General features: G+C 57.0%; 24 protein-coding genes and 1 tRNA gene. 11 read left to right on the forward strand and 14 right to left on the reverse strand.

Translation table 11 applies throughout. From position 1 onward, the window contains the following. Positions 1-146: 146 nt before the first annotated feature. Positions 147-572, forward strand: a complete 426-nt coding sequence (locus tag AB4M76_RS10370) for a helix-turn-helix domain-containing protein (RefSeq protein ID WP_368441766.1) — start codon at positions 147-149, stop codon at positions 570-572. 230 nt (positions 573-802) lie between these two features. Here AB4M76_RS10370 and AB4M76_RS10375 read toward each other — a convergent pair whose 3' ends face one another. Further along, positions 803-1684 carry a hypothetical protein gene (locus AB4M76_RS10375; RefSeq protein WP_368441767.1) on the reverse strand — a complete coding sequence of 294 codons (882 nt, stop codon included), beginning with the start codon at positions 1682-1684 and terminating at the stop codon, positions 803-805. Between the two features lie 103 nt (positions 1685-1787). Here AB4M76_RS10375 and istA (AB4M76_RS10380) point away from each other — a divergent pair, with 103 nt between their 5' ends. Together istA (AB4M76_RS10380) and istB (AB4M76_RS10385) are read left to right on the forward strand one after the other, a co-directional pair. Further along, positions 1788-3356 (forward strand): IS21 family transposase, encoded by a 1569-nt coding sequence (istA, locus tag AB4M76_RS10380; protein ID WP_368440053.1) that lies wholly within the window; start codon positions 1788-1790, stop codon positions 3354-3356. After that, positions 3286-4014 carry an IS21-like element ISPkr1 family helper ATPase IstB gene (istB, locus tag AB4M76_RS10385; RefSeq protein ID WP_317388941.1) on the forward strand — a complete coding sequence of 243 codons (729 nt, stop codon included), beginning with the start codon at positions 3286-3288 and terminating at the stop codon, positions 4012-4014. The genes istA (AB4M76_RS10380) and istB (AB4M76_RS10385) overlap by 71 nt, the downstream gene beginning before the upstream one ends. A gap of 333 nt (positions 4015-4347) precedes the next feature. Here the strand turns inward: istB (AB4M76_RS10385) and AB4M76_RS10390 are convergent, their stop codons facing one another. Further along, positions 4348-4578, reverse strand: coding sequence for a hypothetical protein (locus tag AB4M76_RS10390; protein ID WP_368441768.1), 231 nt, complete (start codon positions 4576-4578; stop codon positions 4348-4350). Positions 4579-4881: 303 nt separating this feature from the next. Here AB4M76_RS10390 and AB4M76_RS10395 point away from each other — a divergent pair, with 303 nt between their 5' ends. Next, entirely contained in the window at positions 4882-5373 is a 492-nt protein-coding gene (locus AB4M76_RS10395; protein WP_368441769.1) for a hypothetical protein, read from the forward strand. A 653-nt stretch (positions 5374-6026) separates the two neighbouring features. Here AB4M76_RS10395 and AB4M76_RS10400 read toward each other — a convergent pair. From AB4M76_RS10400 to AB4M76_RS10430, 7 genes are all read right to left on the reverse strand, one after another. Further along, positions 6027-6260 carry a hypothetical protein gene (locus AB4M76_RS10400; RefSeq protein ID WP_368441770.1) on the reverse strand — a complete coding sequence of 78 codons (234 nt, stop codon included), beginning with the start codon at positions 6258-6260 and terminating at the stop codon, positions 6027-6029. A 448-nt stretch (positions 6261-6708) separates the two neighbouring features. Next, entirely contained in the window at positions 6709-8067 is a 1359-nt protein-coding gene (locus AB4M76_RS10405; RefSeq protein WP_368441771.1) for a Tad domain-containing protein, read from the reverse strand. A gap of 4 nt (positions 8068-8071) precedes the next feature. After that, the gene (locus tag AB4M76_RS10410) at positions 8072-8509 is read right to left on the reverse strand and encodes a TadE/TadG family type IV pilus assembly protein (protein ID WP_368441772.1); all 438 of its coding nucleotides are present in this window, start codon (positions 8507-8509) and stop codon (positions 8072-8074) included. 439 nt (positions 8510-8948) lie between these two features. Next, positions 8949-9542, reverse strand: a complete 594-nt coding sequence (locus AB4M76_RS10415; RefSeq protein ID WP_368441773.1) for a hypothetical protein — start codon at positions 9540-9542, stop codon at positions 8949-8951. 115 nt (positions 9543-9657) lie between these two features. Next, positions 9658-10908 (reverse strand): type II toxin-antitoxin system HipA family toxin, encoded by a 1251-nt coding sequence (locus AB4M76_RS10420; RefSeq protein ID WP_368441775.1) that lies wholly within the window; start codon positions 10906-10908, stop codon positions 9658-9660. Further along, positions 10908-11276 (reverse strand): helix-turn-helix domain-containing protein, encoded by a 369-nt coding sequence (locus tag AB4M76_RS10425; RefSeq protein ID WP_368441776.1) that lies wholly within the window; start codon positions 11274-11276, stop codon positions 10908-10910. Before AB4M76_RS10425 ends, AB4M76_RS10420 begins: the two co-directional genes overlap by 1 nt. 209 nt (positions 11277-11485) lie before the next feature. Then, the gene (locus tag AB4M76_RS10430) at positions 11486-11683 is read right to left on the reverse strand and encodes a hypothetical protein (protein ID WP_368441777.1); all 198 of its coding nucleotides are present in this window, start codon (positions 11681-11683) and stop codon (positions 11486-11488) included. 302 nt (positions 11684-11985) lie between these two features. On the opposite strand from AB4M76_RS10430, the gene AB4M76_RS10435 reads away from it, so the two are divergent. Beyond that, positions 11986-12249 (forward strand): hypothetical protein, encoded by a 264-nt coding sequence (locus AB4M76_RS10435; protein WP_368441778.1) that lies wholly within the window; start codon positions 11986-11988, stop codon positions 12247-12249. Positions 12250-12843: 594 nt separating this feature from the next. Here AB4M76_RS10435 and AB4M76_RS10440 read toward each other — a convergent pair. The 4 genes from AB4M76_RS10440 to AB4M76_RS10455 form a co-directional block, all read right to left on the reverse strand. Then, entirely contained in the window at positions 12844-13086 is a 243-nt protein-coding gene (locus AB4M76_RS10440; protein WP_368441779.1) for a helix-turn-helix domain-containing protein, read from the reverse strand. Positions 13087-13726: 640 nt separating this feature from the next. Beyond that, positions 13727-14458: an IS21-like element helper ATPase IstB gene (gene istB, locus AB4M76_RS10445; RefSeq protein WP_108485421.1), complete on the reverse strand. Its 732-nt coding sequence runs from the start codon at positions 14456-14458 to the stop codon at positions 13727-13729. After that, positions 14455-15954, reverse strand: a complete 1500-nt coding sequence (istA, locus tag AB4M76_RS10450) for an IS21 family transposase (RefSeq protein WP_368440290.1) — start codon at positions 15952-15954, stop codon at positions 14455-14457. The genes istB (AB4M76_RS10445) and istA (AB4M76_RS10450) overlap by 4 nt, the downstream gene beginning before the upstream one ends. Positions 15955-16382: 428 nt before the next feature. Further along, a complete protein-coding gene (locus tag AB4M76_RS10455) occupies positions 16383-18341 on the reverse strand; it encodes a DUF262 domain-containing protein (RefSeq protein ID WP_368441780.1) in 1959 nt (652 codons plus the stop codon). Between the two features lie 364 nt (positions 18342-18705). Here AB4M76_RS10455 and AB4M76_RS10460 point away from each other — a divergent pair, with 364 nt between their 5' ends. Continuing rightward, positions 18706-19083, forward strand: coding sequence for a hypothetical protein (locus tag AB4M76_RS10460; protein WP_368441781.1), 378 nt, complete (start codon positions 18706-18708; stop codon positions 19081-19083). Continuing rightward, the gene (locus AB4M76_RS10465) at positions 19076-19513 is read left to right on the forward strand and encodes a hypothetical protein (protein WP_368441783.1); all 438 of its coding nucleotides are present in this window, start codon (positions 19076-19078) and stop codon (positions 19511-19513) included. Before AB4M76_RS10460 ends, AB4M76_RS10465 begins: the two co-directional genes overlap by 8 nt. 466 nt (positions 19514-19979) lie before the next feature. On the opposite strand, the gene guaB is transcribed toward AB4M76_RS10465, so the two are convergent. Next, entirely contained in the window at positions 19980-21428 is a 1449-nt protein-coding gene (guaB, locus tag AB4M76_RS10470) for an IMP dehydrogenase (protein ID WP_368441784.1), read from the reverse strand. A 190-nt stretch (positions 21429-21618) separates the two neighbouring features. On the opposite strand from guaB, the gene AB4M76_RS10475 reads away from it, so the two are divergent. The 4 genes from AB4M76_RS10475 (at position 21619) to AB4M76_RS10490 (ending at position 24630) form a co-directional block, all read left to right on the forward strand. After that, positions 21619-23676, forward strand: coding sequence for an ASKHA domain-containing protein (locus AB4M76_RS10475; RefSeq protein WP_368441786.1), 2058 nt, complete (start codon positions 21619-21621; stop codon positions 23674-23676). Further along, entirely contained in the window at positions 23673-24122 is a 450-nt protein-coding gene (locus tag AB4M76_RS10480) for a class I SAM-dependent methyltransferase (protein WP_368441787.1), read from the forward strand. The genes AB4M76_RS10475 and AB4M76_RS10480 overlap by 4 nt, the downstream gene beginning before the upstream one ends. Before the next feature lie 66 nt (positions 24123-24188). Beyond that, positions 24189-24515 (forward strand): hypothetical protein, encoded by a 327-nt coding sequence (locus AB4M76_RS10485; protein ID WP_368441788.1) that lies wholly within the window; start codon positions 24189-24191, stop codon positions 24513-24515. Positions 24516-24556: 41 nt separating this feature from the next. Continuing rightward, positions 24557-24630: transfer RNA gene (locus AB4M76_RS10490), tRNA-Gly, on the forward strand. Positions 24631-24669: the final 39 nt, after the last annotated feature.

Here is a 24669-nt window from a genome sequence, read left to right on the forward strand (position 1 = left end):
ATTCACCGTCAGAGGTAGAGATACGACCTACAGCAACTGTAGCTTCAAGGGTTTTCTGGGGCGCCTGGCAGAAATCTCGGCAACGGCACGGCTTGCGTGTCGCCGTGCGAAACCCTACAGTCGCTGTAGATTGAGAGGAGGCAGAGATGCTCGCCATCGGCACACTTGCAAAGCGCACCGGGACCAAAGTGCAGACGATCCGCTATTACGAACAGATCGGCCTGATGCCTGAACCGGGCCGGACCGAAGGTGGTCAGCGGCGCTACGACGCAGCCGCGCTGGACCGTCTCGCCTTCATCCGCCATGCGCGGCAGCTGGGTTTCTCGCTTGAGGCGATCCGCGAGTTGCTGGACCTATCGGACACGCCCGACCGGTCCTGCGCCGAGGTCGATGCCATCGCGCAGAAGCAACTTCGCGAAGTCGAGGCGCGGCTGGTGCGGCTCGAAGCGCTACGCGTCGAGTTGCAGCGGATGATCGGGGCTTGCACTGTGGATCGGGTGGCCGATTGCCGGATACTTGAGGTGCTGCGCGACCATGAGGAATGTCTTGCCGATCACGGGACCGGTGCCTGAGGTCTGCGGCTACGACCATCTTGGCGGGCCGAACCGGTGGCGCCGTAAAATAAAAGCCGGGGCATTTTCACACCCCGGCTTGATCATCTCGCCTTAGATATCGCTTTACCCGATCCGGTAGTTCGGCGACTCCCGCGTAATCTGCACGTCATGAACGCGGTTATCTAACCCATATAAATCTTTACATATCATAACCTTAACTAACCCCATGCATCAGCTCGCTTCAGCCTTCAAGTCTCTCTCCGCAGGTCTACAGTTGTGAATGGCTGAATGGAAGGCCACCATTCCCCATCGAGAACGGCCGCAACTTCAAGGACCGGCCCCAATTTGCGACGTTTGTAGAGGTCGGTGGTAGGGCTCCCGGCCTCGAAAAGTTGACGCCTGGTCCGAGAGGAAATCTCAAAATGCCCCATAACTGCGCTGATTGCCGCATCACTCACCCTCTCGTCAAGCCAATCGGCAAATGTGCGCCTAATCGAATACCAGTTTACATTCCCTTGTTCGGTTGGTTCCAGCACCTTCCGCTTGACCTGGTCAGGCGTTCTGGCCGAATGCGCTCGCGCCACCAATCTCTGAATAATCTGCGTAAAATTGCGAGCGCCTGCTGAGATTGGCCCGCCGGTTTCATGAATAAGGAAACCGTCTCGATTTGCCGCAACGAGCCTGCTCAGAATACGCTCCATAGGACCAGTAACCGGTATAATTGGAGTTTTCTTAAGCCGATTTGTTTCGACAAATCCTTCCCCAAGAAGATCAATAACACCAAGATCAAGGCGAACCTTCGCCCCCGTCATGTCTGCCACCGCGCCGATCCGACCACCGCAGCCGATATCGAGAAGAAGAAGATCGAGAATGTGTGGACGCTTGCAAGCGTCGATCAGTAGGCCCAGTTCCTCGAAGCTGATGTATCTGCCTTTCGGATCTCGATCTTCCGGTGCTGTGACCCCTGCGATGAAAGGGATCTTGGGCGGATTATGAGTCGTTAGACTGTCGCTTTTCGCGAGTGCGCAGGCCTCTACTGCGCTGCCAATAATGTCAGCAATAGTATTGGGATGTAGCCTGGGCTTGCCGTCAGGTGTAAGGGTCTTTAGCTTCGACTTGGCTGTGAACAAGCATGCAATTTTGACCCCGTAGAGGGGTGATCGGCGTCCAAAAATGACCCCCTTACACTGATGTGGATAATGCCCCCGAGGCTATCGGGGAGCACAGTGTGGGATGTTGGTTGTGGAGACGATTGCGAAGATCCGGCGGGCGTATTTTCAGGACAAGAAGCCGATTAAGCAGATTTGCCGGGAGTTACGGGTATCGCGGAACACGGTGCGCAAGGTAATCCGATCCGGTGTGACGGAGCTCACCTACGAGCGGACGGTCCAGCCGCAGCCGAAGATTGGGCCCTGGAAAGACAAGCTCGACGAGATGCTGTCAGTGAACGCGCGCAAGCCCAAGCGTGAGAGGCTGACCCGGATTAGGGTCTTCGAAGAACTCAGAGCCCTCGGATATGACGGCGGCTACGATGCTGTCCGGCGCTACGCGGCCTCATGGTCCAAGGAGGAACAGGGGGCATCAGCCGCTGCCTATGTGCCGCTGACCTTCGATCCCGGTGAGGCCTATCAGTTTGATTGGAGCCATGAGATCGTGGTGATCGATGGCGCGACGACGACAGTGAAGGTGGCGCACGTCCGCCTTTGCCATAGCCGAATGCTGTTCGTACGAGCCTACCCGCGCGAGTCACAGGAGATGGTCTTTGACGCCCACGACAAAGCTTTTGCCTTCTTCGGCGGAGCCTGTGCTCGGGGGATTTACGACAACATGAAGACGGCGGTGGATACGATCTTTGTCGGTCGCGACCGCGCCTATAATCGCCGGTTCCAGCAGATGTGCGGACATTACTTGGTCGATCCGGTCGCCTGCACCCCCGCCTCGGGCTGGGAGAAGGGACAGGTCGAGAACCAGGTCGGCGTTGTCCGGCGGCGGTTCTTCGTGCCGCGACCGAAGTTTAAAAGCTATGCCGAACTGAACGCTTGGCTTGAAGACCGGTGCGTTGCCTGGGCTCAGTCCAACCCGCACCCCGAGCTCCGGGATCGGACAACTTGGGAGGTGTTCAAGCAAGAACGAGCCAGCTTGGTGCCGTATGTCGGCCCCTTCAATGGCTTCCACGCGCTGCCTGCCTCGGTGTCCAAAACCTGCCTCGTTCGGTTCGATAAGAACCGCTACTCGGTGGATGGTCGAGCCGTCGGACGCCCAGTTGAGATCCGTGCTTATGCCGAGCGAGTCGAGTTCTGGCAGGACGGTAAGATTGTGGGGCAGCACGACCGAGCCTTCGGCCGCGATAAGTCGATTTACAACCCGCTGCACTACATCCCTGTTCTGGCTCGCAAACCGGGCGCGCTCAGGAATGGTGCGCCCTTCAAGGACTGGGAGCTGCCGCCAGCAATCAGGCGTGTGCAGCGCAAGCTTGGTAAGGTGCCGAACGGCGACCGCCAGATGGTTCAGATCCTGAGCATGATCCCAACCGACGGGCTGGATGCCGTGGATGCCGCTTGTGCCGAAGCCCTGAATGAAGGGGCTCACGCCGCCTCCGTCATCATTAACATCTTGGCCCGGCATCGTGAGCCGCCGCCGCCGTTGACCATCGATACGCCGGACGCGTTGCGGCTGACTTGCCAGCCCGTGGCCGATTGCCAACGTTACGACAGCCTCAGGAGACCCAACCATGGAAAGATCACAAGTGCTGGATGCGATGAGCCAGCTGAAGCTCTACGGCATGAAGGCCGCCTACGATGAGATCATCACGACAGCAGTGAAGCGTCAGCACGAACCGCAACAGATCGTCGGCGACCTCCTGCACGCCGAGATCAGCGAAAAGCAGGCGCGTTCGATCAGATACCAGATGAGGATTGCCAAACTACCACTGGCCAAGGAGGTCGATGAGTTCAGCTTCGAGAACACGCCGGTCAACGAGACGCTGGTGCGCGATCTGGCCTCCGGAGAGTTCCTTGAACATCAACGCAACGTCGTGCTGATCGGCGGCACCGGGACCGGCAAATCCCATCTTGCCGTGAGCATCGCCAGGGCCTGCATCCGCCGTGGTAAACGCGGCCGCTTCTTCAACATCGTCGACCTTGTGAACAAACTCGACGCAGAAGCCCGGGCTGATCGCCAGGGGCGCACTGCGGATCTCTTGTGCCGCCTCGACTTCCTGATCCTCGACGAGCTCGGCTATCTCCCCTTCGCCCAGACTGGCGGTCAGCTGCTGTTCCACCTCGTCAGTCGCCTCTACGAGCGCACGTCCATCATCGTAACGACCAACCTCGACTTCGGTGAGTGGCCATCAGTCTTCGGAGACGCCAAGATGACGACAGCACTGCTCGATCGCCTTACACACCACTGCGACATCGTCGAAACCGGCAACGAGAGCTGGCGCTTCAAGACCCGCGAATGACCTAAACCCCGCTGGCCCGATACGGCTGCGCTGTATAAAGGCTACACCGCATCGGGCCAGCTACCCGAGCGCTCCGATGGGGGGTCATTTTTGGATGCCGATAGGGGGTCAAGATTGCCTGCCGATTGACAATCACGGCTGACACGGCGGCTGTCCCACGCTATAAACCTCTCGCCCAAAGCGCCCGCTTGGTCCCCTCCGAACGGGAAGCAGCTCAATTTGACTTTCGCAAGAAGGCAGGCAGCTGAGTCGCGCTCTGTTCAAGTTCGGCAGCTCTGGCTAAGACTTGGCCAACACCGCACAAGGCATACCAAACAGTCCTCTGCCAGTTCGTCAGTAACCTGGCAAAACTTCGGCAGTCGCGACCAGTCCTTTCCCTTCAGTAATACAGCCCATGGCATTGGCGACGCTCGCTGGAGCGTAAGAGTTCGCACAGGCCTCCTTGATGATCTCCAACTGGTTTTCGTTCAGGCTCCAATTGGACACGCAGAGTAGAAACGTCACGTCCTCTTCCCCTGTTTCCGCCCATACGATAAGGGCAAGCCCAATGTCGTCTGTGGTCAAGGCAATGGCCGCACAGCTAAGCACTACATCTTGGAGGGACGAAAGAAGAAATCAGCCCCTCTCGAGGAAACGCAAAGCTCCACGCACTGCGTCACGGGCTCGAGAGGATGTGACAACGCTTGTTATGAGAAAGGTCGATCTTGTTCTCCTGCTGCTCCTCTCGCTGAGAGCAGCAGGAGAACAAGCTGCCCTTATTAACACCAACCCGGAGGCCACTGGGTTTTGGCAGTAACGGGCCCGAAAGGAGGAATGGCACGTCTTGGATCTGAGGCAATCCTGCCCAGGCACAACAGGGAGAACAATATGTTCGAAGTTCCCAAAGCCAGCCACTGCGCTGCACCGAAGACCATCACCAAGCGAGAAACACCGAAGGATGAGGCGGTGACCCAATCCAGTTGCCTTTCGTTCTCGGTAAACGAAGCTGTCGTAGGAGCCCGCGATGTCGCGGACGCTTTCAGGCGAATTGATAATAGCGCCAACCTATATAAGGAGGTGCACCAGCCGATCGGTGACATTTTGTGCGGAAAGTTGTCCGCCGACAGCTTCACCAGGCAAAAGATCGATTGTTTACAAGCATTCGTTGAAACTCTGGAGGCTGATATAGCCGCTGAGACGCAGACATCAATCCACTTCGACGAATGCTGCATGTCAGGTGCTTGGGAGGAGACCCACGTTGGCAATCGTGGTCACGCAATTTACCGGCTCCAATGTGCTTTAGCTAAACTGGCAAACAGCATTTCGCACGTCGTAAACCTTAGAAATGCTGAAATATTGCGCGGCGAATTACTTAGATAACTGGTTCGGCCGGGGTTCTCCCGGCCGAACCACTTTGCAGCAAGAGGTCTGGCAAGTAGCACACCGCTAAGAGACCGAGTGGTTTCTCCAAGGGGAAATGCGTTGCATGGCCCGCGTTTTCCAGTTGTATGACCGCACAAGCGCGTTCATCACGAATATCCACCCTACCCCACCACCAGGACATTCCGTTTAGGTCTATAAATCCCCAAGGCCAACATTTTAGCGAGCATGTTGGCGCTGTAACCATGGCGTCTTATGGTGCGCACGAAAACGAAGTCGGCAAACAGCCAAGTATGAAGATGAAAACGATATCGGATGAACTGTTTACTCCCGACATTACCCACATCGAGATCCGATGTTGGGATTGCGGTCACACGGTGAGCCGCAGGCCCAGTGAGGTGCCCGAGGGCATTACCCAGCACGAATTTGAACGGCGGTCTGTCTGCAAGTGCGGCACAGGCTGGCCCCAAGTGTCGCGGTTTCCTCGAAAGAAATCGACATCGATGTGATAAGCTTAGGTGAGGGAGACAACATGAAACCAAAGGTGCCAAGATTTTCATTCAAAGAACGCGCAGCGGAGAAAGCCGCCGCGCGCGAACGCGATGAAGAACTACTTCGCTCTGGTCAGGTTTCACACGCTGATATGGCGCGCGCTAACGGCGGTTTCGTCCGAGGGGCGCGTTACAAAGGCCCAGCAAAGCGCATTCAGGCACTCGCTGCGTCCCAGCCGTCAGATGACGAGAGCGCCTGACCTGTGGTGATATGACGATGAAGACGAAGAGGAAGAGGAAGAGGAAGAGGAAGAGGAAGAGGAAGAGGAAGATGCCGAGCTTAATACGCTCTGTCATGCCCGACAGTGCGAAATGCCGATCGAGGTCGATATCCATAATATCTGAAGGATCACCGGCACGAGGGTTGTCAATTCACTACTGCGCCAACTTGGTCCAGCCCTTAAAATTTCGTGGTGCGACTCGTGACCGGCCTCGTGGACTCGACGCTATGTCTAACCAAGGCTGGAGGTCGGCTTGGCGGACTTTCCTGCCGTTCGCTGCGGCCGCTCAGTTTGCGCCGCGATTGCGAGGGCCTTTGGAATGAATGGCGGAAACCGGACTTTCTCCGCACTTTCCTCTGGGGTCTCCTGCGCGGAGTTCGCCGCGGACGCACAGTTTCTCCTGCAGTTGAAAAGGCGTCCTGGGGGAACGCTAAATAGCAAACGTTCGCAGCATAGTTGTTTGTGACCCTCTCCGCCTCTTCCATGGTATTAGCCCGCTCAAAGGAAGCAGAGTTTAATTTGCAGGTGGCGTAGCGGCAATGCACGAACGGAAGTCGAAAGCCCTAATTGACCATCCGGAAGTATGGTGCGCGGTAGGTGTTTTCCATGCCGGAGTTTCGGCAAAACCCCATATCCATATTGCTCGTCCCGGATATCCGACCCTTCGAGACAAGCGATGCCCCGTTTACGCCCCCCGCATTTGCTGCAAAGCTTATATCCCCGATCGCCAAAATTTGCCCATTGTGGATGGTCAGGGAAGATGCAGCCTTGAACCCTCCGAGGGTCATAAGCGTCGCACCCCCGCCTGGCGCACAATTGTCTATCCGTCCAACCTGTAGTCCCTGCGGAGAATTGAGCGAGCTTGCGTCTTTGTTTGTTGTTGCAATGACGACGTCTTCGAGGATGGCACCGTTTGAAAATTTTATCTCACAATCCGAAATAAAGACAAACTGCTGATATAGGCCCGCGTCCATCGTGATTTTGCCAGAGCCCCCGCAAGACATCCGGTTCACTGCGTTAGGCTCAAAGTGGTAGGGATTCAGAGAATGGGTATTCCCATTGGGCCGCGGCATGCCCGGCGGCAACCCTGGAAACTCTTTCAGGTCAAGGTCATGATAGTAATTGGCGACTACATAAGGCGGAAGGTGTTCGGCGTTTGCGCTCCAAAAGCTATCAATAATGTCTGGCAATTGGTTGAGTATGCGAAGGCGATACTCGCCGGACCGCAACGCTGCTTCGAGGCCTTCGTTTTTTTCAAAGCCTGACTTCGGGATATCGACATCACCGATATTTGGCATAGAGACCAGTGTCCCGGGTTCAAAGAAATTGTTCTGGTTCATGCTGACATATTCGTTGGAATGGATGCAGAACCCGTTTGTGAAACTATTGTTGGATCGGATATCTACGACATTCTCAGCGACGAACCCTTCGGTAAAGCAGCCCGGAAAGTAGGTCGAATAAACCGACTGCACTGCAATGTCGAAAGTATCTTGACCTATAAGCCGCAGCAAAATGTTGCGAGATGCATTGCCTCTATCTTCTTTCATCATGGCCTGCACCTGAACCGCTGACTTAGAGTCGGCATCTTGCAGGAACGTCATCTCGCCCTTGTTCCACACGCCAAAGTTAACGTCTGTGGTCATTATAGCATTCGTCCCGAACTTGCTTGCAGGAAGCATGTCGGTGATGGTTTCCAACGCTTTATTCACCGCCGCTTCTGCGCCGTATTTCTCACGGGTATAAAGTGCGGCGTGCGCGGCGCTATCTGCTGCTACCTGCAACCGAGTCCGTTCAGCGATCACTTTGTTGGAATCGATAGCAAGGCCGCCAAGGATCAGCGCTATAAGAAACATGAAGATAGAAAGAAGTGTTATTGCGCCTTCTTCATCCCGCATCCAATTGGGCTGTAAAAAGTTTTTCATTTTTTCAGAACTCCACAACATGCTGGGCGCTGACGCGGATCTTCACGGAATCAAACGCGCTTCGGGCCAGGTTCAACGGCATGAGACCGCCTGCAGAAGCTTCAAGATCAGTTCGGACGAAACCATTATCGACGGTAGTAACAACAGATAAATCGGCATCGAGATGCGTGAGCTGACCTAAAATATAATTCTCTACAGCAGCGCCATCCGCCAGACGACCGAGGGAGAAGGCGCGATTGCCGTCTTGCACGATCCGTGTGAGCTGCGATTCCGTGAAAAAGACCATGGAGACGTTCATAATTAACGCCAACGCAAAACCAAAAATCGGCAGCCAAATCACGGTTTCGATCGTTGCAGAACCACCTTCATCATTTAAGAATTGGGAGGGTCTTTGAAACTTAGTCGTTCCGGGTTTTGTAGGCGCCCGCAAAAGCCGCTGCATCTTATGTTCCGAAATGTAAAATTTCTTTCTAAGGTCTTAATTCCTGAGAAATTTGGCGTAATTATGTCCGCTAAGCGGAGATTGTTTGGTTGCCCCTTCTCGGTGCGGCAAAACCGGAACATTCGGCGTCTCAGGGGGAGGGTAAGATCAAACATCTTCACAGCAAAGGTTTCAGACCTTGTGTAATTATATGCTGGGAACTGACGGCACCAAAATGCTTCTGCAAGACTCTCGAGGTCGACATGCAAACCCATAATGTAACGTGTAAGATTGTCGGCTGAGGGTCGTCGTTTGCAGAGCAACCTTCGCCGCTACTACGTAATGCTCTAAGCTTGGGACGGTCAATAAGGGCTCAAACCGGACTTCGGCTGCGCACGCAAACAAGGTCAGGAATGAGAGATGCAGCGGGCGTCTGGGCTGCGGACGAAGCTGACATCGGCTAAGAGAAGTCTGTGTTACCTGCGAGACTGATAGCATAAGAGAAGGTTATCTCTGAAACATGGTCACCATGTGATTCAGCCTTAACATCATGGATATGGATGCACGCAAAGTTTCCGCCCTTGTTCTCGAGGCAGACGATCTGACCTTCTTTTGGAGTTACTGTGCGGCTGGAATAGTCGAAAACACTCACGTCCTTGATGTCCGATATTTGGCCGACGCCCTTTGCCAAAGCTACACGCTGAACATTCTCAGGATCGGAATAGACGTGTATTGAGTCACCCGAAGCATTTGAAAACTTGAGTGTTAGTTCGACCTCACCTTGTCCGATAGTAAACACACCATCGTTTGATTTGTATGCGAACGTGTTCCGGCCAGTGCAACGCATGTCCGCATTTGGAGCTTTGAAAGGCCAGTAAATAGCAGCAAGGGTTGTAAGTCCTCCTACGAAGACGACCGGTGGCTCAAGAGGAAACCACCATCCGAAGATTTCTCCGACCCACCAAGTGAGAGAAAGCGCGAGAAACAACAGCGAGAGCCAGAACAGGGTATTCTTCTGATTACGCTGAAATCGGTAAAGGGTATTGTGTTGCATACCAAGCAGATAGCAGAGAGCACAGTCGCATAGAAGGGCTCAAAGCGGACGTAGCGCTTCGAGGCTCAGAAACGCTCAACCGTGGCGTAGCCGCCGAGAGATCGACGGCTGTTGATCAGAGGCTAAGAGCCTTCTCTGCCTCGCCGTGTTCAAAGGCGTCTGCGAGAGACCTCAGATCTTCTCCACCAATACCGAATTGCCGCATGAGAGGTCTCCACCGGTTGGCGATGACTGATGCCATTGCACGCGCGCGCTTGCGCGCCTCGTTTTCCGATAGATCGAAAAACTCCGCAGCGGCAACCGCAAGGTCGAGTGACGCCTTAAATGGCCCTTCTTCTATGATCGCCGTCTCAAGGTAGCGATGGCCGCCCGCTTGTGGGTTCACATCGAAGAGCAGAGAGAGCCGCCAAAGGCCGTTGTCGGCATAGATGAACCCGTGGTTCTTCAGGTGATCATCCGTGTTGGTGACAAGGACGTTGAAGACCATTCGGGCCCAAAGCTCATGCAGATCTGCCCGCGCAGCCTTACTGATCATCCGGATCGCCTCTGCGATCTCTGTATAAGAGCCCTGCTCCGCACCGGATCGATTAAGAGCTGTGCGCGCAGAAAAATAAGGGACACGCCCGCCCGCCCGCCGATCGAAGCGTCTGATAAGGGCCACTGGATGGTCCGAGTTTTCCAACATCAACCGAGCGTCTGACGCGCGCAGGCCGCATTCCCGCGCCAACTGTAGGGTCGCGACCTCGATGCGCTCCACAGGACTTTGGTCTCTCAAGGATGAGAACTTAGCAATCCAGAGCGCGTCGCGGTCTTGCACATTTACCTTCGGCCGGGCGCTGCCAATCGAGCCGCCAGCGCCTGCGATCAAGCGCAGATCCTCGCTCGACACCTCGCGTCGCTGCACGACCCTGACCGCAATCTCCCGGAGTGTGTCAAGCTGGTTGAGGTTCGGCACCGGTGTGCGATGTCCACTAATGATTCCGCCACCTTCTTCAGTGAACCGGAGTGCACCCTGACGCGTGGCATCATCCAACAGAGTAAGCATGTCGAATTCGCTGAGATCGGCACCGTGAACACGCGCCATCAAGAGACGCCCCCACGCATCAGGTGTCGCATCCTGAAGGACGGAAGGCAGGCTGTCGCGCTGATCGACTGTGGATGCCTTAGACACATAGGAGGGCGTTAATCCGAGCGGCAGCTGAGGTGCGATCGCAAAGGCACGCGCATCGTTAAGCCAGCTTTCGAAATATTGAAATCCGGAATGATGGCGGCGCGAACTTTGGGTGAACCGCAGCTTACCGACTGGCAAGAGTGCGCTTCCAAGGCAAATATGGGTGACCTTCTGTTCCGGGGCGCCCGCGGCCATCAGAAACCTACGCCTTCATCATCATCACCGTCGGCCCCATGGCGGCTATCCGGAGCTCGTGCGCCGCCACGCTTTACATAGGATATCCCCCGCTTGGGAATTGCGTCGACTGCGAGGGACAGGCCCACAGCATCCTCTTCTATTCGCAGGATCTCCGCGAGTGCCTCGGGCTCGCCGAGCGCCGCAAGCACCCCGGCCAGTTTCCCGATGCCCACACCAGCATCGCCCCGCTCCAGACGCTGGATCGTCTTTTCTGACACGCCCGCGCGTTCGGCGAGATCGAGCATGGCAAGACGACGCGTGAGGCGCGCTTGTTTGATGTTGCGGCCAAGGTTTACCAAAGCCCTCTGAGCGCCAAGATTCGACATTACTGGACTTATATGGCTTATAAAATGCAATTAAAGGTCATATTTGCCCGATAAACCGGTGAACTTCAACTAACATGGTTGGAGCGGGCCGAGGGGCTCAGCGTATCGTTGCAAGATATAGACGAGTTCTTGCCGCTGTCGGCATCCGCACCGCCACTGCGGGTAGGGGATTTCAGAGATAACTAAAACTACGGCGCCGTGGACAAGGTCTAATCTCCAAGCCCGTTCTTGGCTTCGGGAAGGTCTTTATCATAGACAAGGTTCCCGTCCTCATCGAGGCCAACTCCAAGCCCAAGGCGCCGCAGTCGTTCGAAAAACGCTTCCTCATCGGGCCCAGGCTGGCCCATCTTCTCTATAAACCATTCCTCCCACTCGGGGTCTGATTCATCCGGGTTTGGGTCTGTCATCCCAGTGCTCCTACTCTGCTGAACCGAGTTTATCAAAAGATTGACGCTAAAACCGGCCGGCGCAAAATTCGCCCCAATGCCGCCTTACCTCAGTTGGTTGGAGCGCTTGATTGTGGATCAAGAGGTTCCAAAATCGAGATTAACGGGTGCCCCCGCCCTCTTCTGCGACATGAGTGCTACATTGGCTGTAGCGCACAGGAGAGGGAATGTGGAAGTGTCACTTTATGAAGGTGAGCGCCGTTGCCCAGAAGATCATTGTGCGGAAGAAGGCCGACCATGCGATCTGGGAAAGGAGATAAAGGATGGTGCCCGTCGTATCGAAAATTCTCGGAACGGTGAACGCACCCTATGGTGCGAACCTTTCCGCTTGTCAGCTTGCCGCCGCAATCTCGGACATTGAGGCCGCTCAGTCTGCCATGGGTCCGGCCTTCTCCTTCTTCTCTGAAGTCTCCCCGGAACTTCAGCTGTCTTTCGTGTCAGAGATGGGACTGCCCCATGAAAAGGTGCGGCAGGTCGCGAAGCACTTTCAAACGCTTTGCCCGTTCCCGTTGGCACTCGCTAAGTAGCAGCGAGCCTTCTTCACAATCGAAAGGGCTCCCTGGAAAAACGCGTGGTTCGTTATGTTCTGCGATAGAACCGTGCTATGTGCTGTCTTGTTCAGTGTGCACCTGGGCGACTGCTCAAAGGAGGGGAAATGGCTACTTTTGACATCATCGTATCGATCTCGTCTGTCGTTCTGGCTGCCGTGACGATCGCCTATATGGCCTACTTGGCTCGGGTGAGCGGCCGAGATCGACCCCACGATCCGGAGCGCTTACGTCGATTTATCGCGAATGCGCCATACAACCTCGACGGTGAAAGGCATAGCCGGAAAAGGTGATCGGCTTTCATGCAACTAAACATTCTCCTGAGACGTTATCGTGAAGGCAGAGATATCTGCTGCTTTCGGTAACTTATCCAGGCAAGAAGATTTCAGACTCAGTAATGCCCAGTCTTTTAGTTGCCGCATGCAGGTGCTCCGCTCAAATTTTTTTCGCGTGAGGATCCCACCACCTCAAGTAGAGTGCGCGCCGGTTCTCAGCTATGGTGAACCGACCGATTTTCTCAATTGTTTTCATGCATCAGTTACCCCATGACTTTCTCACTGGGTAATAACAACATCACCCAAAGAGCAAGTCGACCACGTCATGGTCGCGCGACATAGCTGTTCGATACTTCGATTTCTGCGGCAGCGGCGGAGATGTCATCACCGGTGTGCGACGAGCTTCAAGGTAAGCCTGCAAGTCCGGCATCAAGTAACGGATACCCCCGTCTCGGATGTAAGCAATCTGGCCATCGCGTCGGCGACGCTGCAGCGTTTTCGTGCTCAACCTCAGGTATTGGGCGGCTTCGGGTTCTGTCATGACTTCATTCATGAACAGGAGGTCAGACCGAAGCGAAAAAGTCAGAATCGGTTTGATTGCAACTGCGGGTTTGACCGGCTCCCCTCGAAGGCCGCGTCTATAGATATGCTCTGTTCAGAGTTTGGTGTTCTCCCGGCCGTTGGTGATACTCCCGCAAGTAAGTCCGTCGAGGCATGTGCGCCAGTTCAGCGGGCAATGATGATTGTAGTGGTCGGGCCCTGCTACAATCACTTGGCGGGTATGGTGAAGGGTCGGGAACCGGCGCTCGTTCTGGCATTCGCCACGGAGCGCCCGTCAAAGCTCTCCAAGAAGTCATTCTTGCACAGGCTCACGGTTCACCTCCACACCATCATCCAGGACTTGTGCGGTATCTGCGCTGCGGCAGGGCGCAGCACTTTGACCAAAGTATTCTCGATCATGCGTGAACTCGATGGCGGCACCAGCCCTTCGACGGGTAACAGCCTGCTCTCCAACCCCTTGTGCTCCACGTATGAGGAGCCGAGCAAAAGCTGGTGTCAATGAGCGTTTAAAAGTGACCCGGTTTCAGCGTTTAATTTTGACCCGCCTATTGGGTGACAAAGCCCCCAGGCGGACCGCCCTCATATAGCGAGTCCGTCTGGGGGCTTTGCTTGCGACGTGGCTATTTTTCTCTGCGACTTTTGCTCTGAGCGAAGCGATATGACGTGTTGCCCGTTTCGATGATGGCACAGTGGTGCGTGACGCGATCCAAGAGCGCAGTTGTCATCTTGGCATCACCGAAGACAGCGACCCATTCCCCGAACTCCAAGTTGGTGGTGATGATGACGCTGGTTTTCTCGTAGAGCTTGCTGATCAGGTGGAACAGCAACGCGCCGCCGGATTTCGGGAACGGGATGTAGCCTAACTCGTCGATGATGACGCAATCCAGGGCAGACAGCTGCCGGATGATCTTCCCGGCATTGCCGTCGGCCTGTTCCTTGATCAGGGCATTGATCAGATCGACCGCGTTGAAGAAGCGGACCTTCTTGCCGTTGTTAATCAATGTGGTTCCAAGCGCGATGGCGATGTGAGTTTTGCCTGTCCCGGTTCCGCCGACCAGGATGAGGTTGTGCGCCTCTTCGGTGAACTGACCCGAGCAGAAGGGTTCGATCTGGGCCTTACTCACCGCGGCCGCGCCGTAATCGAAGGTGGCGAAGTCCTTATGATGGGGGAACTTCGCGATGCGCATTTGATACTGGATGGAACGCACTCGCCGCTCTACAGTTTCCGCGTCGATCAGTTGCTTTATCGCTGTGGTCAGACTTGGTGGCTTGCGCGCGGACAGCAAATCATGGGCGCAAGCTGCCATTCCATGCAGCCTCAAGGCGGTGAGTTGGTCGATGAGAGCGTTCATGCGGCAGCCTCCTCGGCCGAGCAGAGCGCCTCATAGCGCTTGCAGTCGGCCTCGGGCCGCACGGTCAGCTGCGGATAGACATTACCCTCATTCAACGGCGTGATGATTGGCTCCACCAACTGGTTGATCAAATTGGTGATGGCAGGAAGGCGCAACGTGTTTTGTTCAACTGCCAGTTCGCAGGCCGTCTCCACCACCTCGATTCCGTGGTCCTGGGCCAGCAGAAGCAGATCGACGAACTCCCGGTCCCCGCCTTTGCCAGCCATGTAATGCTCCCTGATCCGATGCATGGCCTCAGGCAGTTGCCAGTCCACAAAAGGGGCGCCGTCGCGCAGAGCGCCGGGCTTGCGATCCAGTAGAGGAACATAATGCCAAGGCTCAAAGTAGCTGACGTTGCGGGTGAAGCGACGCTTGTGCTCGGCAATAACGTCCTGGCCTGACACCAGCACGATCCGGCTCGCATAGGCGCGCAAGGAGACATGCTGGCCTGCAAACCGGGAAGGCACGCTATAGCGATTGCTGGCATATTGAACCAGGCAGGTGGAACGGACCCGCACCGTCTTTTCCACATAACCATCAAAAGCCCGCCCCAGGGGGCGCAGCTCGGCGCGCTCATCTTCAAAAACCTCCGCAATCGTGCGGGACGATTGATCAGGATGGGCGCGGCTTGCCAATTCCTCGCAGCGCAGACGCAACCAGTTGTTCAGCCCATCCAGATCATCAAAAGCTGGCATGGGAACAAACAATCGGCCTCGTAAAAAATGGACCTGGTTCTCCACCTGACCTTTCTCCCAACCCGACGCGGGGGTGCAGGCAACCGGCTCCATCACATAATGGTTCATCAACGCCAAGAACCGCGGATGGAACACCCGGTCCTTCGAGCGGGAGACATAGGTCACCATCGTTTTGGGATTGTCGATGATCACCCGTCGCGGAACCCCGCCGTAGAAGGACAGCGCCCGTACAAAAGCATCCAACACCATCTCTTGGCTCTCGCCGGGATAGGCTACGATAAGAGGTTTGCGACTATGGCACAGGCGGAAGTGAGCAACCTTTACCTTCTGCTCGACACCACCGAGAATAACGCGCTCTTCGCTCCAGTCAAACTGGAGCGCATCACCGGCAGCAAAATGCAGGGGGATAAACGCCTCTCCCGATCCAGCATCGGCACGTTTGAGGTCTCGGATAAATCGCTGAACCGGAGAATAGGACCCAGTATACCCTTCCGAGACGAGCTGTTCGTAAAGCTTCGTGGCCGTCCGCCGCTCCCGGCGCGGGCGCTTGTGATCCTGCTCGAAAAGCTCTTGCAGCCGCGCGTCAAATCCATCGCACAGCTTATGCCGGGTCGGTGGCGCTTGCCGTTGATAGCTCGGTGGACTGTCGTCCTTCAGATACTTCTTCACCGTGTTCCGCGACAAACCGGTTGCCCGCGCCACAGATCGGATGCTGCGACCCTCAACCAATATCCAACGACGGATCTTCGATACACTTTCCATCAATATCACCTGCTCATTCCTCCGCGCTATTCAGCGCGGATGCTAACGTGGCAGGTGGGTCAATTTTGCACGCTCATAACCCACCCAAGTGGGTCAATTTCGCACGCCGATTCACACAATCCGACCATGACCAGACTTCCGCGTATTCCTCAGCCTGAACCGGGTCAGCGGTCATGTAGACGCATGCCAGACGCTCGAGGTAGGTGCCTTTTTCCCGTTCTGTGACCGCAGCGTCGCGGTAGGACTTCAAGAGATCATCAAGTGCCGACATATTTGAACTGCTCTTCTACTCGTTGTTGTTGCCCGCTGGGTGCGGGGCGCGGTGGCGAAGCCGCCCCCCGGCAGGGGAGTTTTTTGAACACGAAACGTTGCACATGGCTACTATCATCCAGGCTGAGGGGTAACTCTCGATCGGATATGCAGCCAGATTATTCAGCCGCTGTCGCATGGGGCGCACTCTCGAGCTTCGCCACATACGCCTTGGCAGCCTTCACAGATGTGAAGCATCGGAAGCCCGCTTCATTTGCCATAGCTAAAAGCTCGGGCCCTTCGCCAAGGAGCACCGCGACCGGTTCGGAGAGCTCTGTCTGGATGCCGTCCGGCCAGACCAGATCGAGAACGGCCTTCTGCTCTCCAGTTCTGTCGTCCACCAAGTCCCAGGCTATCTCACCTTTCGGATACCCCTGGCTTTCCATCCACGCGTTCAGCTCTTCCAGCTCTCGTGCCTCATCCTCGTTGGCGATGCCGCCGAGAAGAACGCTGTCACTCACCCTTGCCGAGGCTGATGCTTCCAGCACGTCGGCATCGTCATGCAGCAGTGATCTCAAACAGGTGTTCGCCGCCTCAGCGAGCAGCTCTTTCCTGGCTTCGAGAAAATCCCTGAAATTCTCCAATCGCCAGAGCTGGCGATCTTCTGGCACCCACTGAGAGCGCAAAGCGCCGGGATGGGCCGCCTCGATCTCCTCAAAATATTCCTCCGGGCGTCTGTCGCTGATAACAAGGTTCGTGTCCTTAGTCAGAAAGCAGAAGTTCCCCAAAGCGTTGACCTCGGATCGGCTGTAGCCCGCCTTATATAGCTGAGCCCTCGGAAAGATATGATGAACTTCCAATGAGCTCATCTTGCCAAGTAGTTCTCTTTTGAGCGGGAGGCCCGTTCCCCAATCGCGTGCCTCAGTCATCCTGGTCAGCATGTAGAGAATAGGATAGAAACGGGACCCCACACTCCAGCTGTGGAAGTGACCTGGTTCAACGCGAAGTCCACCTTGCGTCAAGCGCAGCTCATCGAGCAATTTGTCGAGATTGCCGCCGCTTTGTTCAAGAATTCCAAGATCTTTATCAATCACGCTTTCGGTAGATGCCGAGAACCGCCCCCACATACCGCTTTGCACATACCAGAACAGCAATTTGTCTCGAGTGCGTTCATCAAGACGCCCCCCCTGCATTTCGAGAAATCGAACCATGACGGGGACGGCAAACCGGGCAAAAAGCACCCGGTTGTGATCGAGGCCAAGTCTGCCTGCCATCATGTTCAGAGCAGTATCAGTATGCCGAACAGCGCGCGCCAAAGCATCGGCAATTTCTTCGGCGGAACGATCATGAAGATAGAGGAATTTGGCCTCCCCGGTCAGCACTGTATTTACGGACCGGAGCAACCAATCGAGGGTAAAGTCGTAACCTGCGTCTTTCCAGCGAGCGAGGCTCGACTTCATGGTGTCGCGAGCCTCCGGCCAGTCGGCACAGATTTTTGCAAGCGCCAGATCACCCTTGGAAAGCTTGGTGCCGCCGCTGTTCACGCGGTTAAATATGTCGACGACTACATCAAGAGTTTTGTCCGATCCCGTCACCTCCTCAATGTGGAAGTTCTTGTCGCGGATGCTGAGCAACTGATTCAGGCGGCCAACATACTCGCCCAACCGAACCGTATGCCCTGGATTGCTGTTAAGTTCGTTAATGAAGTTCCCGACGCCTGCGTTGCCACTTTTCATGAGCTCGGTGACATCGATCCAAAGAGGATCGTCGCGCATTTTGATGGGTTGGTAAAACTCGAATTCTTCTGTCGCGAGATTGAACCTAAGCTCGGTAAAGGACTTCGCATTCCCATCGAAGAACTTCGGCGGCTCGCCCCGTATCACGCCATAAAGGGAGGTAATCCGTTGCTGGCCATCAAGCAGTAACTTGACCACGCCTGGCGCAAGCTCCCCGTCGCCTCTGTGGGCCGCAGTCGAAGCACTTGTCGCCCAGACCAGAAGGCTGCCGACTGGATGACCGCGATAGAGGGAGTGGAATAAACCTCGAACCTGCTCTCGTCCCCAGACATATCCGCGCTGGAATTCGGGAAGAGCCATATGCCCATTGTCGATGTAATCGAGGATCGAAGTAATATTCATTGTAAAATACCGTAGAAAAATTCGGTTTGAACTACTCTGCCGTATGAGGCCCGTTGCATGCAACCTCTGATAGTCTCCGAGGCGAAGCGGGCAAGCCTTGACTCGGGGCATTTGCTCGCGATGAAAGGTCACGACAAGATATACATTTTTAATCAGTTAGTTAGAAATTTTTTCGATTTCGCCCTTCGGATTCAGCAGAATTGGCCAATGTCTATTTTGCCAACACCGCAATGTAGGGATCGACAGGCGAATTCTCCTGATGATCCATGGAGCCGGTAGGCAGTCGAAGGCTTCTTTCCATTCCGGAAGCTACGGCTCTTGTCACCCGAGGCAGTCTGCCGAGGGCATTGCCTGGGAGAACATCATGTTCGATATCCCCACCGCGCCAACGCGCGTTCATTACCTATTTCAAGAAAACACGGAGGCGCTGCAGAATGCGGCGCTGCTACTGGGCGGTCCCCGCTGGCTCAAGCGAGTTCAAAACCTATTCGAGACGCTCTGGACCGAAAATTTCCTTCACGGCCGTGTCTGCCGTGAAATCAACGCACTTCATCGTCTACTAACTCTCGTTTACGTGAATGATCCGTCCCGTCCCGAAGCGGCATACTTCAAAGCAATTGACCCTATGTCGCCTCATCTCGAGGAAATCTCCTTTCTGGCTTACCAGCTCCGTCAGGCTTTCGAAGAGGCTTGCTACTACAAGGGTCTCGACTGCGAAGAGGAGGAGCGCAAATATGAATGATACCGTCATTTCGGGAGACAGGCTCCAATCTCAAATCGAATCTGCCTTAGCGACGTCAGACAAGACGCTGCAAGCTATCGCTTTCGCAGTGGAAACGGAGGCACTTGAGGGGGCGCTACTCGACAATGTGCTCAATTTGAAAGAACGGATCGATGGACTTGCCATCTTTGCGACCGACGAACACCTTGCCGTAATGAGAGTGGCTGATCGCCTTGAACCTGTTATCCTCGCAGCGACAACTGTTCATTACATCTCAGCCGAGGAATGGGACATCAATCCACCGAGCGAAGAGAAGGTTGTGGAGCGCTATGGTCTCGCGGCAATCGACCTCCGGAGCCTTCTGCGAAATCTCGCAGAACAGTTGGCTGGAATCCAGAACATGCTGAAAGCGGAGCAGATTGCGGCGGACCTTCGCCGCGACCAGACCTGATCTGCGCACCCGCGTCGCCAGGTGAGGCGACGCGGGCCTTATCGGCCCCAGGGGAAGACGGCCGATATATACGATTCAAACCTGTCACAAAACACTTGCTGAAGTTGTCACATACGTGGCACATTCACTTTCACACGCGGAGTCATACTGCGGTCGAAGGCGCTTTTTCGTTTGCGTTCTGAAAGTTGCGGCCTGTTTCTTGGGCCCCTACCGCCAGAGCTAAGTCTTCAATGTTCTTTAGCAAGAAAACTGCTCAGAGCCCTCGGCGAAGCATTGAGGCACATGCCTCTGTCCGCGGCCCTCATTTAGACAAAGTGCATCAGCTAAACTTAGATACTATCCTTTTTTGCATCAGTAGATCAGCTGATGCACTGTCCAGTTCTGGGTATGTTCTGACTTGTTTCAGCTATGTTCTGGCGCAAAGCAACGCGCCAGAAAACATAAACTCCGATTTCAAATCAGAAGCTTAGCCAATTCTATAGTTCGGAGACTCACGCGTGATCTGCACGTCATGAACATGGCTCTCTTTCAGCCCCGCGCCGGTGATCTTTACGAAGGTACAATCGCGGCGCATTTCTTCGACCGTGGCGCAGCCGGTATAGCCCATCGCGGCCCGAAGCCCGCCGACCAATTGGTGCAAGACATTGCCCGCGCTGCCCTTGTAAGGCACCTGCCCTTCGATGCCTTCCGGCACCAGCTTGTCGCTCGCCGCGTCTTTCTGAAAGTAGCGGTCGGCGGAGCCGCGCGCCATGGCGCCCATGCTGCCCATGCCCCGGTAGCTCTTGTAGCTGCGGCCCTGATATAGCACGACTTCACCGGGGCTTTCGTCGGTGCCCGCGATCATGCTGCCGACCATGGCGCAGGAGGCGCCGGCCGCAATCGCCTTGGCGAAATCGCCGGAGAACTTGATGCCGCCATCCGCGATGATCGGCACGTCACCGGCAGCGGCGGCGCAGTCCATCACGGCGGTCAACTGTGGCACGCCGACGCCCGCCACCATGCGCGTGGTGCAGATCGAGCCGGGGCCAATGCCCACTTTGACGGCATCGGCGCCGGCGTCGATCAGCGCGCGGGTGGCAGCGGCGGTGGCCACATTCCCCGCCACGACCTGCACATCGCCAAAATGCTTCTTGGCCCGGGCCACCGCATGGGCCACGCCTTCGGAATGGCCATGCGCGGTGTCGATCACGATCATATCGACGCCCGCATCCACCAGCGCCTCTGACCGTTCGAAACCCGCATCACCCACGGTGGTCGCCGCGGCGACGCGCAGACGGCCCAGATCGTCTTTGCATGCGGTGGGGTTCAACACCGCCTGTTCGGTGTCCCGCAGGGTCAGCAGGCCGGTGAGCTTGCCCTCGGCATCCGTGACCAGCAGCTTTTCGATCCGCCGCGATTTCATCAGGCTGATCGCCTCGTCCCGGTCCGCCGGCTCCTGCAGGATCGCCAGACGGTCCGAGGTCATCATGACGGAGACCGGCGTGCGGTCGTCGCTGGCGAAACGCATGTCGCGGTTGGTGACGATGCCCAGCACCCGGCCCTGATCGTCCACTACCGGGAAGCCCGTCACGCGGTAGCGCTCTTGCAATTCTTTCGCATCCGCCAAGGTCTGCTCTGGCCGCAGGGTGATCGGGTTGTAGACGATGCCGCTCTCGAACCGCTTGACCCGGCTGACTTCGCGCGCCTGTTCGTCAATCGAGAGGTTACGGTGCACGACCCCCATGCCGCCCGCCTGCGCCAAGGCAATCGCCATGCGGCTTTCGGTCACCGTATCCATGGCCGAGCTGAGCAGCGGGATATTGAGCGCGATGCTCTGTGTGACGCGGGTTCTTGTGTCTGCTGTGGATGGCAGCACCGATGACGCCGCGGGAACAAGCAATACATCGTCAAAGGTCAGGGCCTCACGAATCTCCATTTAACACCTCGGTCTGGATGGGTTCATTTGGCGGTTTCCTATTTCACGGATGGCCCGCTTTGGAAAGACCTATTCCCCGGCGTCAACCGCATGGCCGAGATGACGCCGCTCGGGTATAATTTGCCGCGCATCGCCTTTCCCCCGCCGCGCGGAACGCTATGGTGGCGCAAAGCAGTCAAGGACGGACCCAATGAGCAGCGATCCCCTCGTGATTTTCACCCCCTCCGGCAAGCGAGGGCGCTTTCCCAAAGGCACCCCGGTGCTGACCGCCGCGCGGCAGTTGGGTGTTGATCTGGATTCGGTCTGCGGCGGGCGGGGCATCTGTTCGAAATGTCAGGTCTCGCCGGGCTATGGCACTTTTTCGAAACATGGGGTCACGGTCGCTCCCGATGCGCTGAGCCCCTGGAACGCGGTGGAAGAGCGCTACGACGAAAAGCGCGGTCTGAAAGAGGGCCGCCGTCTGGGCTGTCAGGCCACCGTGCAGGGCGATGTGGTGATCGACGTGCCCCCCGAAAGCCAGGTGCATAAGCAGGTGGTGCGCAAACGCGCCGAGGCGCGGGAGATCGCGCTGAACCCGGCGGTCAAGCTTTATGCCGTTGCGGTGGATGAGCCGGACATGCATGAGCCTTCGGGCGATCTGGAGCGGCTGCGCGCGGCGCTGCATGCGCAATGCGGTCTGGAAGAGGTCCATGCCGATCTGCACATCCTACAGATCATGCAGCCCATTCTGCGCAAAGGCGCGTGGAAAGTGACCGTGGCGGTGCATCTGGGCAATGAGGAGACCCCGCCCCGGATCATGCAGATCTGGCCCGGTGACTACGACGGCACCATCTATGGGCTCGCCGTTGATCTGGGCTCCACCACCATCGCGGGCCATCTCTGCGATCTCAAAACCGGAGAGGTCGTGGCCTCTTCGGGGGTGATGAACCCGCAGATCCGCTTTGGCGAAGATCTGATGAGCCGGGTCAGCTATTCGATGATGAACCCCGAGGGCGCCGAGGAAATGACCCATGCGGTGCGCGAAGGCATGTGCGGGCTCTTCACCCAGATCGCGGCGGAAGCCGGGATCGATCAAAAGCTCATTGTCGATGCGGTCTTCGTCTGCAACCCGGTGATGCACCACCTGCTCTTGGGCATTGATCCCTTTGAGCTGGGCCAGGCCCCCTTCGCGCTCGCCACCTCGGGCGCGTTGCACCTGCGGGCGGGGGATCTGGACCTCAACATCCACCCCTCGGCGCGGGTCTATCTGCTGCCCTGTATCGCGGGCCATGTGGGCGCGGATGCCGCCGCGGTGGCGCTGTCCGAGGCGCCGCAGAAATCCGATGATCTGATGCTGGTCGTCGACGTGGGCACCAATGCGGAAATCCTTCTGGGCAACCGCGACAAGGTGCTGGCCTGTTCCTCGCCCACCGGCCCGGCCTTTGAAGGGGCGCAGATCAGTTCCGGCCAGCGCGCCGCGCCCGGGGCGATTGAACGGGTTGAGATCGATCCCGAAACCAAAGTCGCGCGCTTCAAGGTGATCGGCTGTGACATCTGGTCCGACGACGAAGGCTTCGAGGAAGCCGTCGCCGCGACGGGCATCACCGGCATCTGCGGCTCTGGCATCATCGAGATGGTGGCCGAGATGCGGATTCACGGCATCGTTGACGCGCCCGGCTTGATCGGCACGGCAGAGCAAACCGGCTCGGCCTCGGTTTTCCAGGACGGGCGCACCAACAGCTATCTGGTCTATGACGGCAGCGCCAAGGGCGGCCCCAAGATCACCGTGACCAACCGCGACATCCGCGAAATCCAGATGGCCAAGGCGGCGCTCTATTCCGGGGCGCGGCTGCTGATGGATAAATTCGGCGTCGATAAGGTCGACCGCGTGGTGCTCGCAGGCGCCTTTGGCGCGCATATCAGCCCGCGCCATGCGATGATCCTCGGCATGATCCCCGACGCGCCGCTTGATAAGGTCTCGAGCGCGGGCAATGCCGCCGGCACCGGGGCGCGGATTGCGCTTTTGAACACCGATGCCCGCGCCGAGATCGAAAAGACGGTCCATGCGATCCACAAGATCGAAACCGCTGTCGAGCCGCGCTTTCAGGAGCATTTCGTCAATGCCTCGGCGATCCCCAATGCGGTTGAGCCTTTCCCGATCCTCAACAGTCTCGTCGCACTTCCCGATATCACCTTTAACACCGGCGGCTCTGGCACCCCGGGGGGTGAAGGCGGCGGGCGGCGGCGCAGAAGAAGGGCCAGCACATGAGCCAGGACAACAGCGATCAGGTCCAATTCTGGAGCAGCCATGTGGGCGAGAAATGGGCCCGCCGTCAGGCCGAGTTGGACGGGCTGATGCAGCCGGTGCTCGACGGCACCCTCGCGCGGGCAGAGCTGCGCACCGGCGACCGGGTGCTCGACATCGGCTGTGGCGCGGGCGCGGCAAGCCTTGCGGCGGCCGAACGTGTGGGGCGCGGCGGCGCGGTGCTGGGGGTCGATGTCTCGCCGCCTCTGCTGGACCTCGCCCGCAGACGCGCCCGCGACCTGCCGCATGTGGCGTTCCACCACGGCGATGCCGCGACATTGCAGCTCGACCGCCCCTTCGACCGGCTGATCTCGCGTTTTGGCGTCATGTTCTTCGCCGATCCGGTCGCAGGCTTTGCCCAGATGGCCCGGCAAATCACCCCCGGCGGGCGGCTCAGCGTGGCGACCTAGGGGCAGATCCCCGAGAACCCTTTCTTTACCCTGCCAGCCCGCGCCGCCCGCACCACTTTGGGCACCATGCCCAAAAGCGACCCCGACGCCCCCGGCCCCTTTGCCATGCGCGACCCCGACCGGGTGATTGAGATACTGCAAAGCGCAGGATGGGCCTCTGTGGACTGCGCGGTCAAGACCCTGACCCTGACGCCCGAGGGCGGCCCCGAGGCTTTGGCCGAGCAGATGTGCGAGATTGGCCCCGCCGGCGGTGCGATCACCTATTTCCAACCCAAGCCCGCGCAGATCGAGAAATTGCAGCAGGCCATCGCGGAGGCGTTGCAAGACTATGTTCAGGATGGCGCCGTCCAGCTGCCCGCTGAGATCAATTTCGTCACTGCCGTCAAAGCCTGACTTGACCTTTCCGGCGTCGCGATTTATCTCACCCTCAGCGCGCGGGTATGGTGAAAAGGTATCACGGCAGCTTCCCAAGCTTTAGTTACGAGTTCGATTCTCGTTACCCGCTCCATCGCGCTCCCCCTTCCTCCGGGATCGGCTCAGTTTTCTC

It is taken from the genome of Sulfitobacter sp. PS-8MA, from assembly GCF_040933935.1.
GTDB lineage: Bacteria > Pseudomonadota > Alphaproteobacteria > Rhodobacterales > Rhodobacteraceae > Sulfitobacter.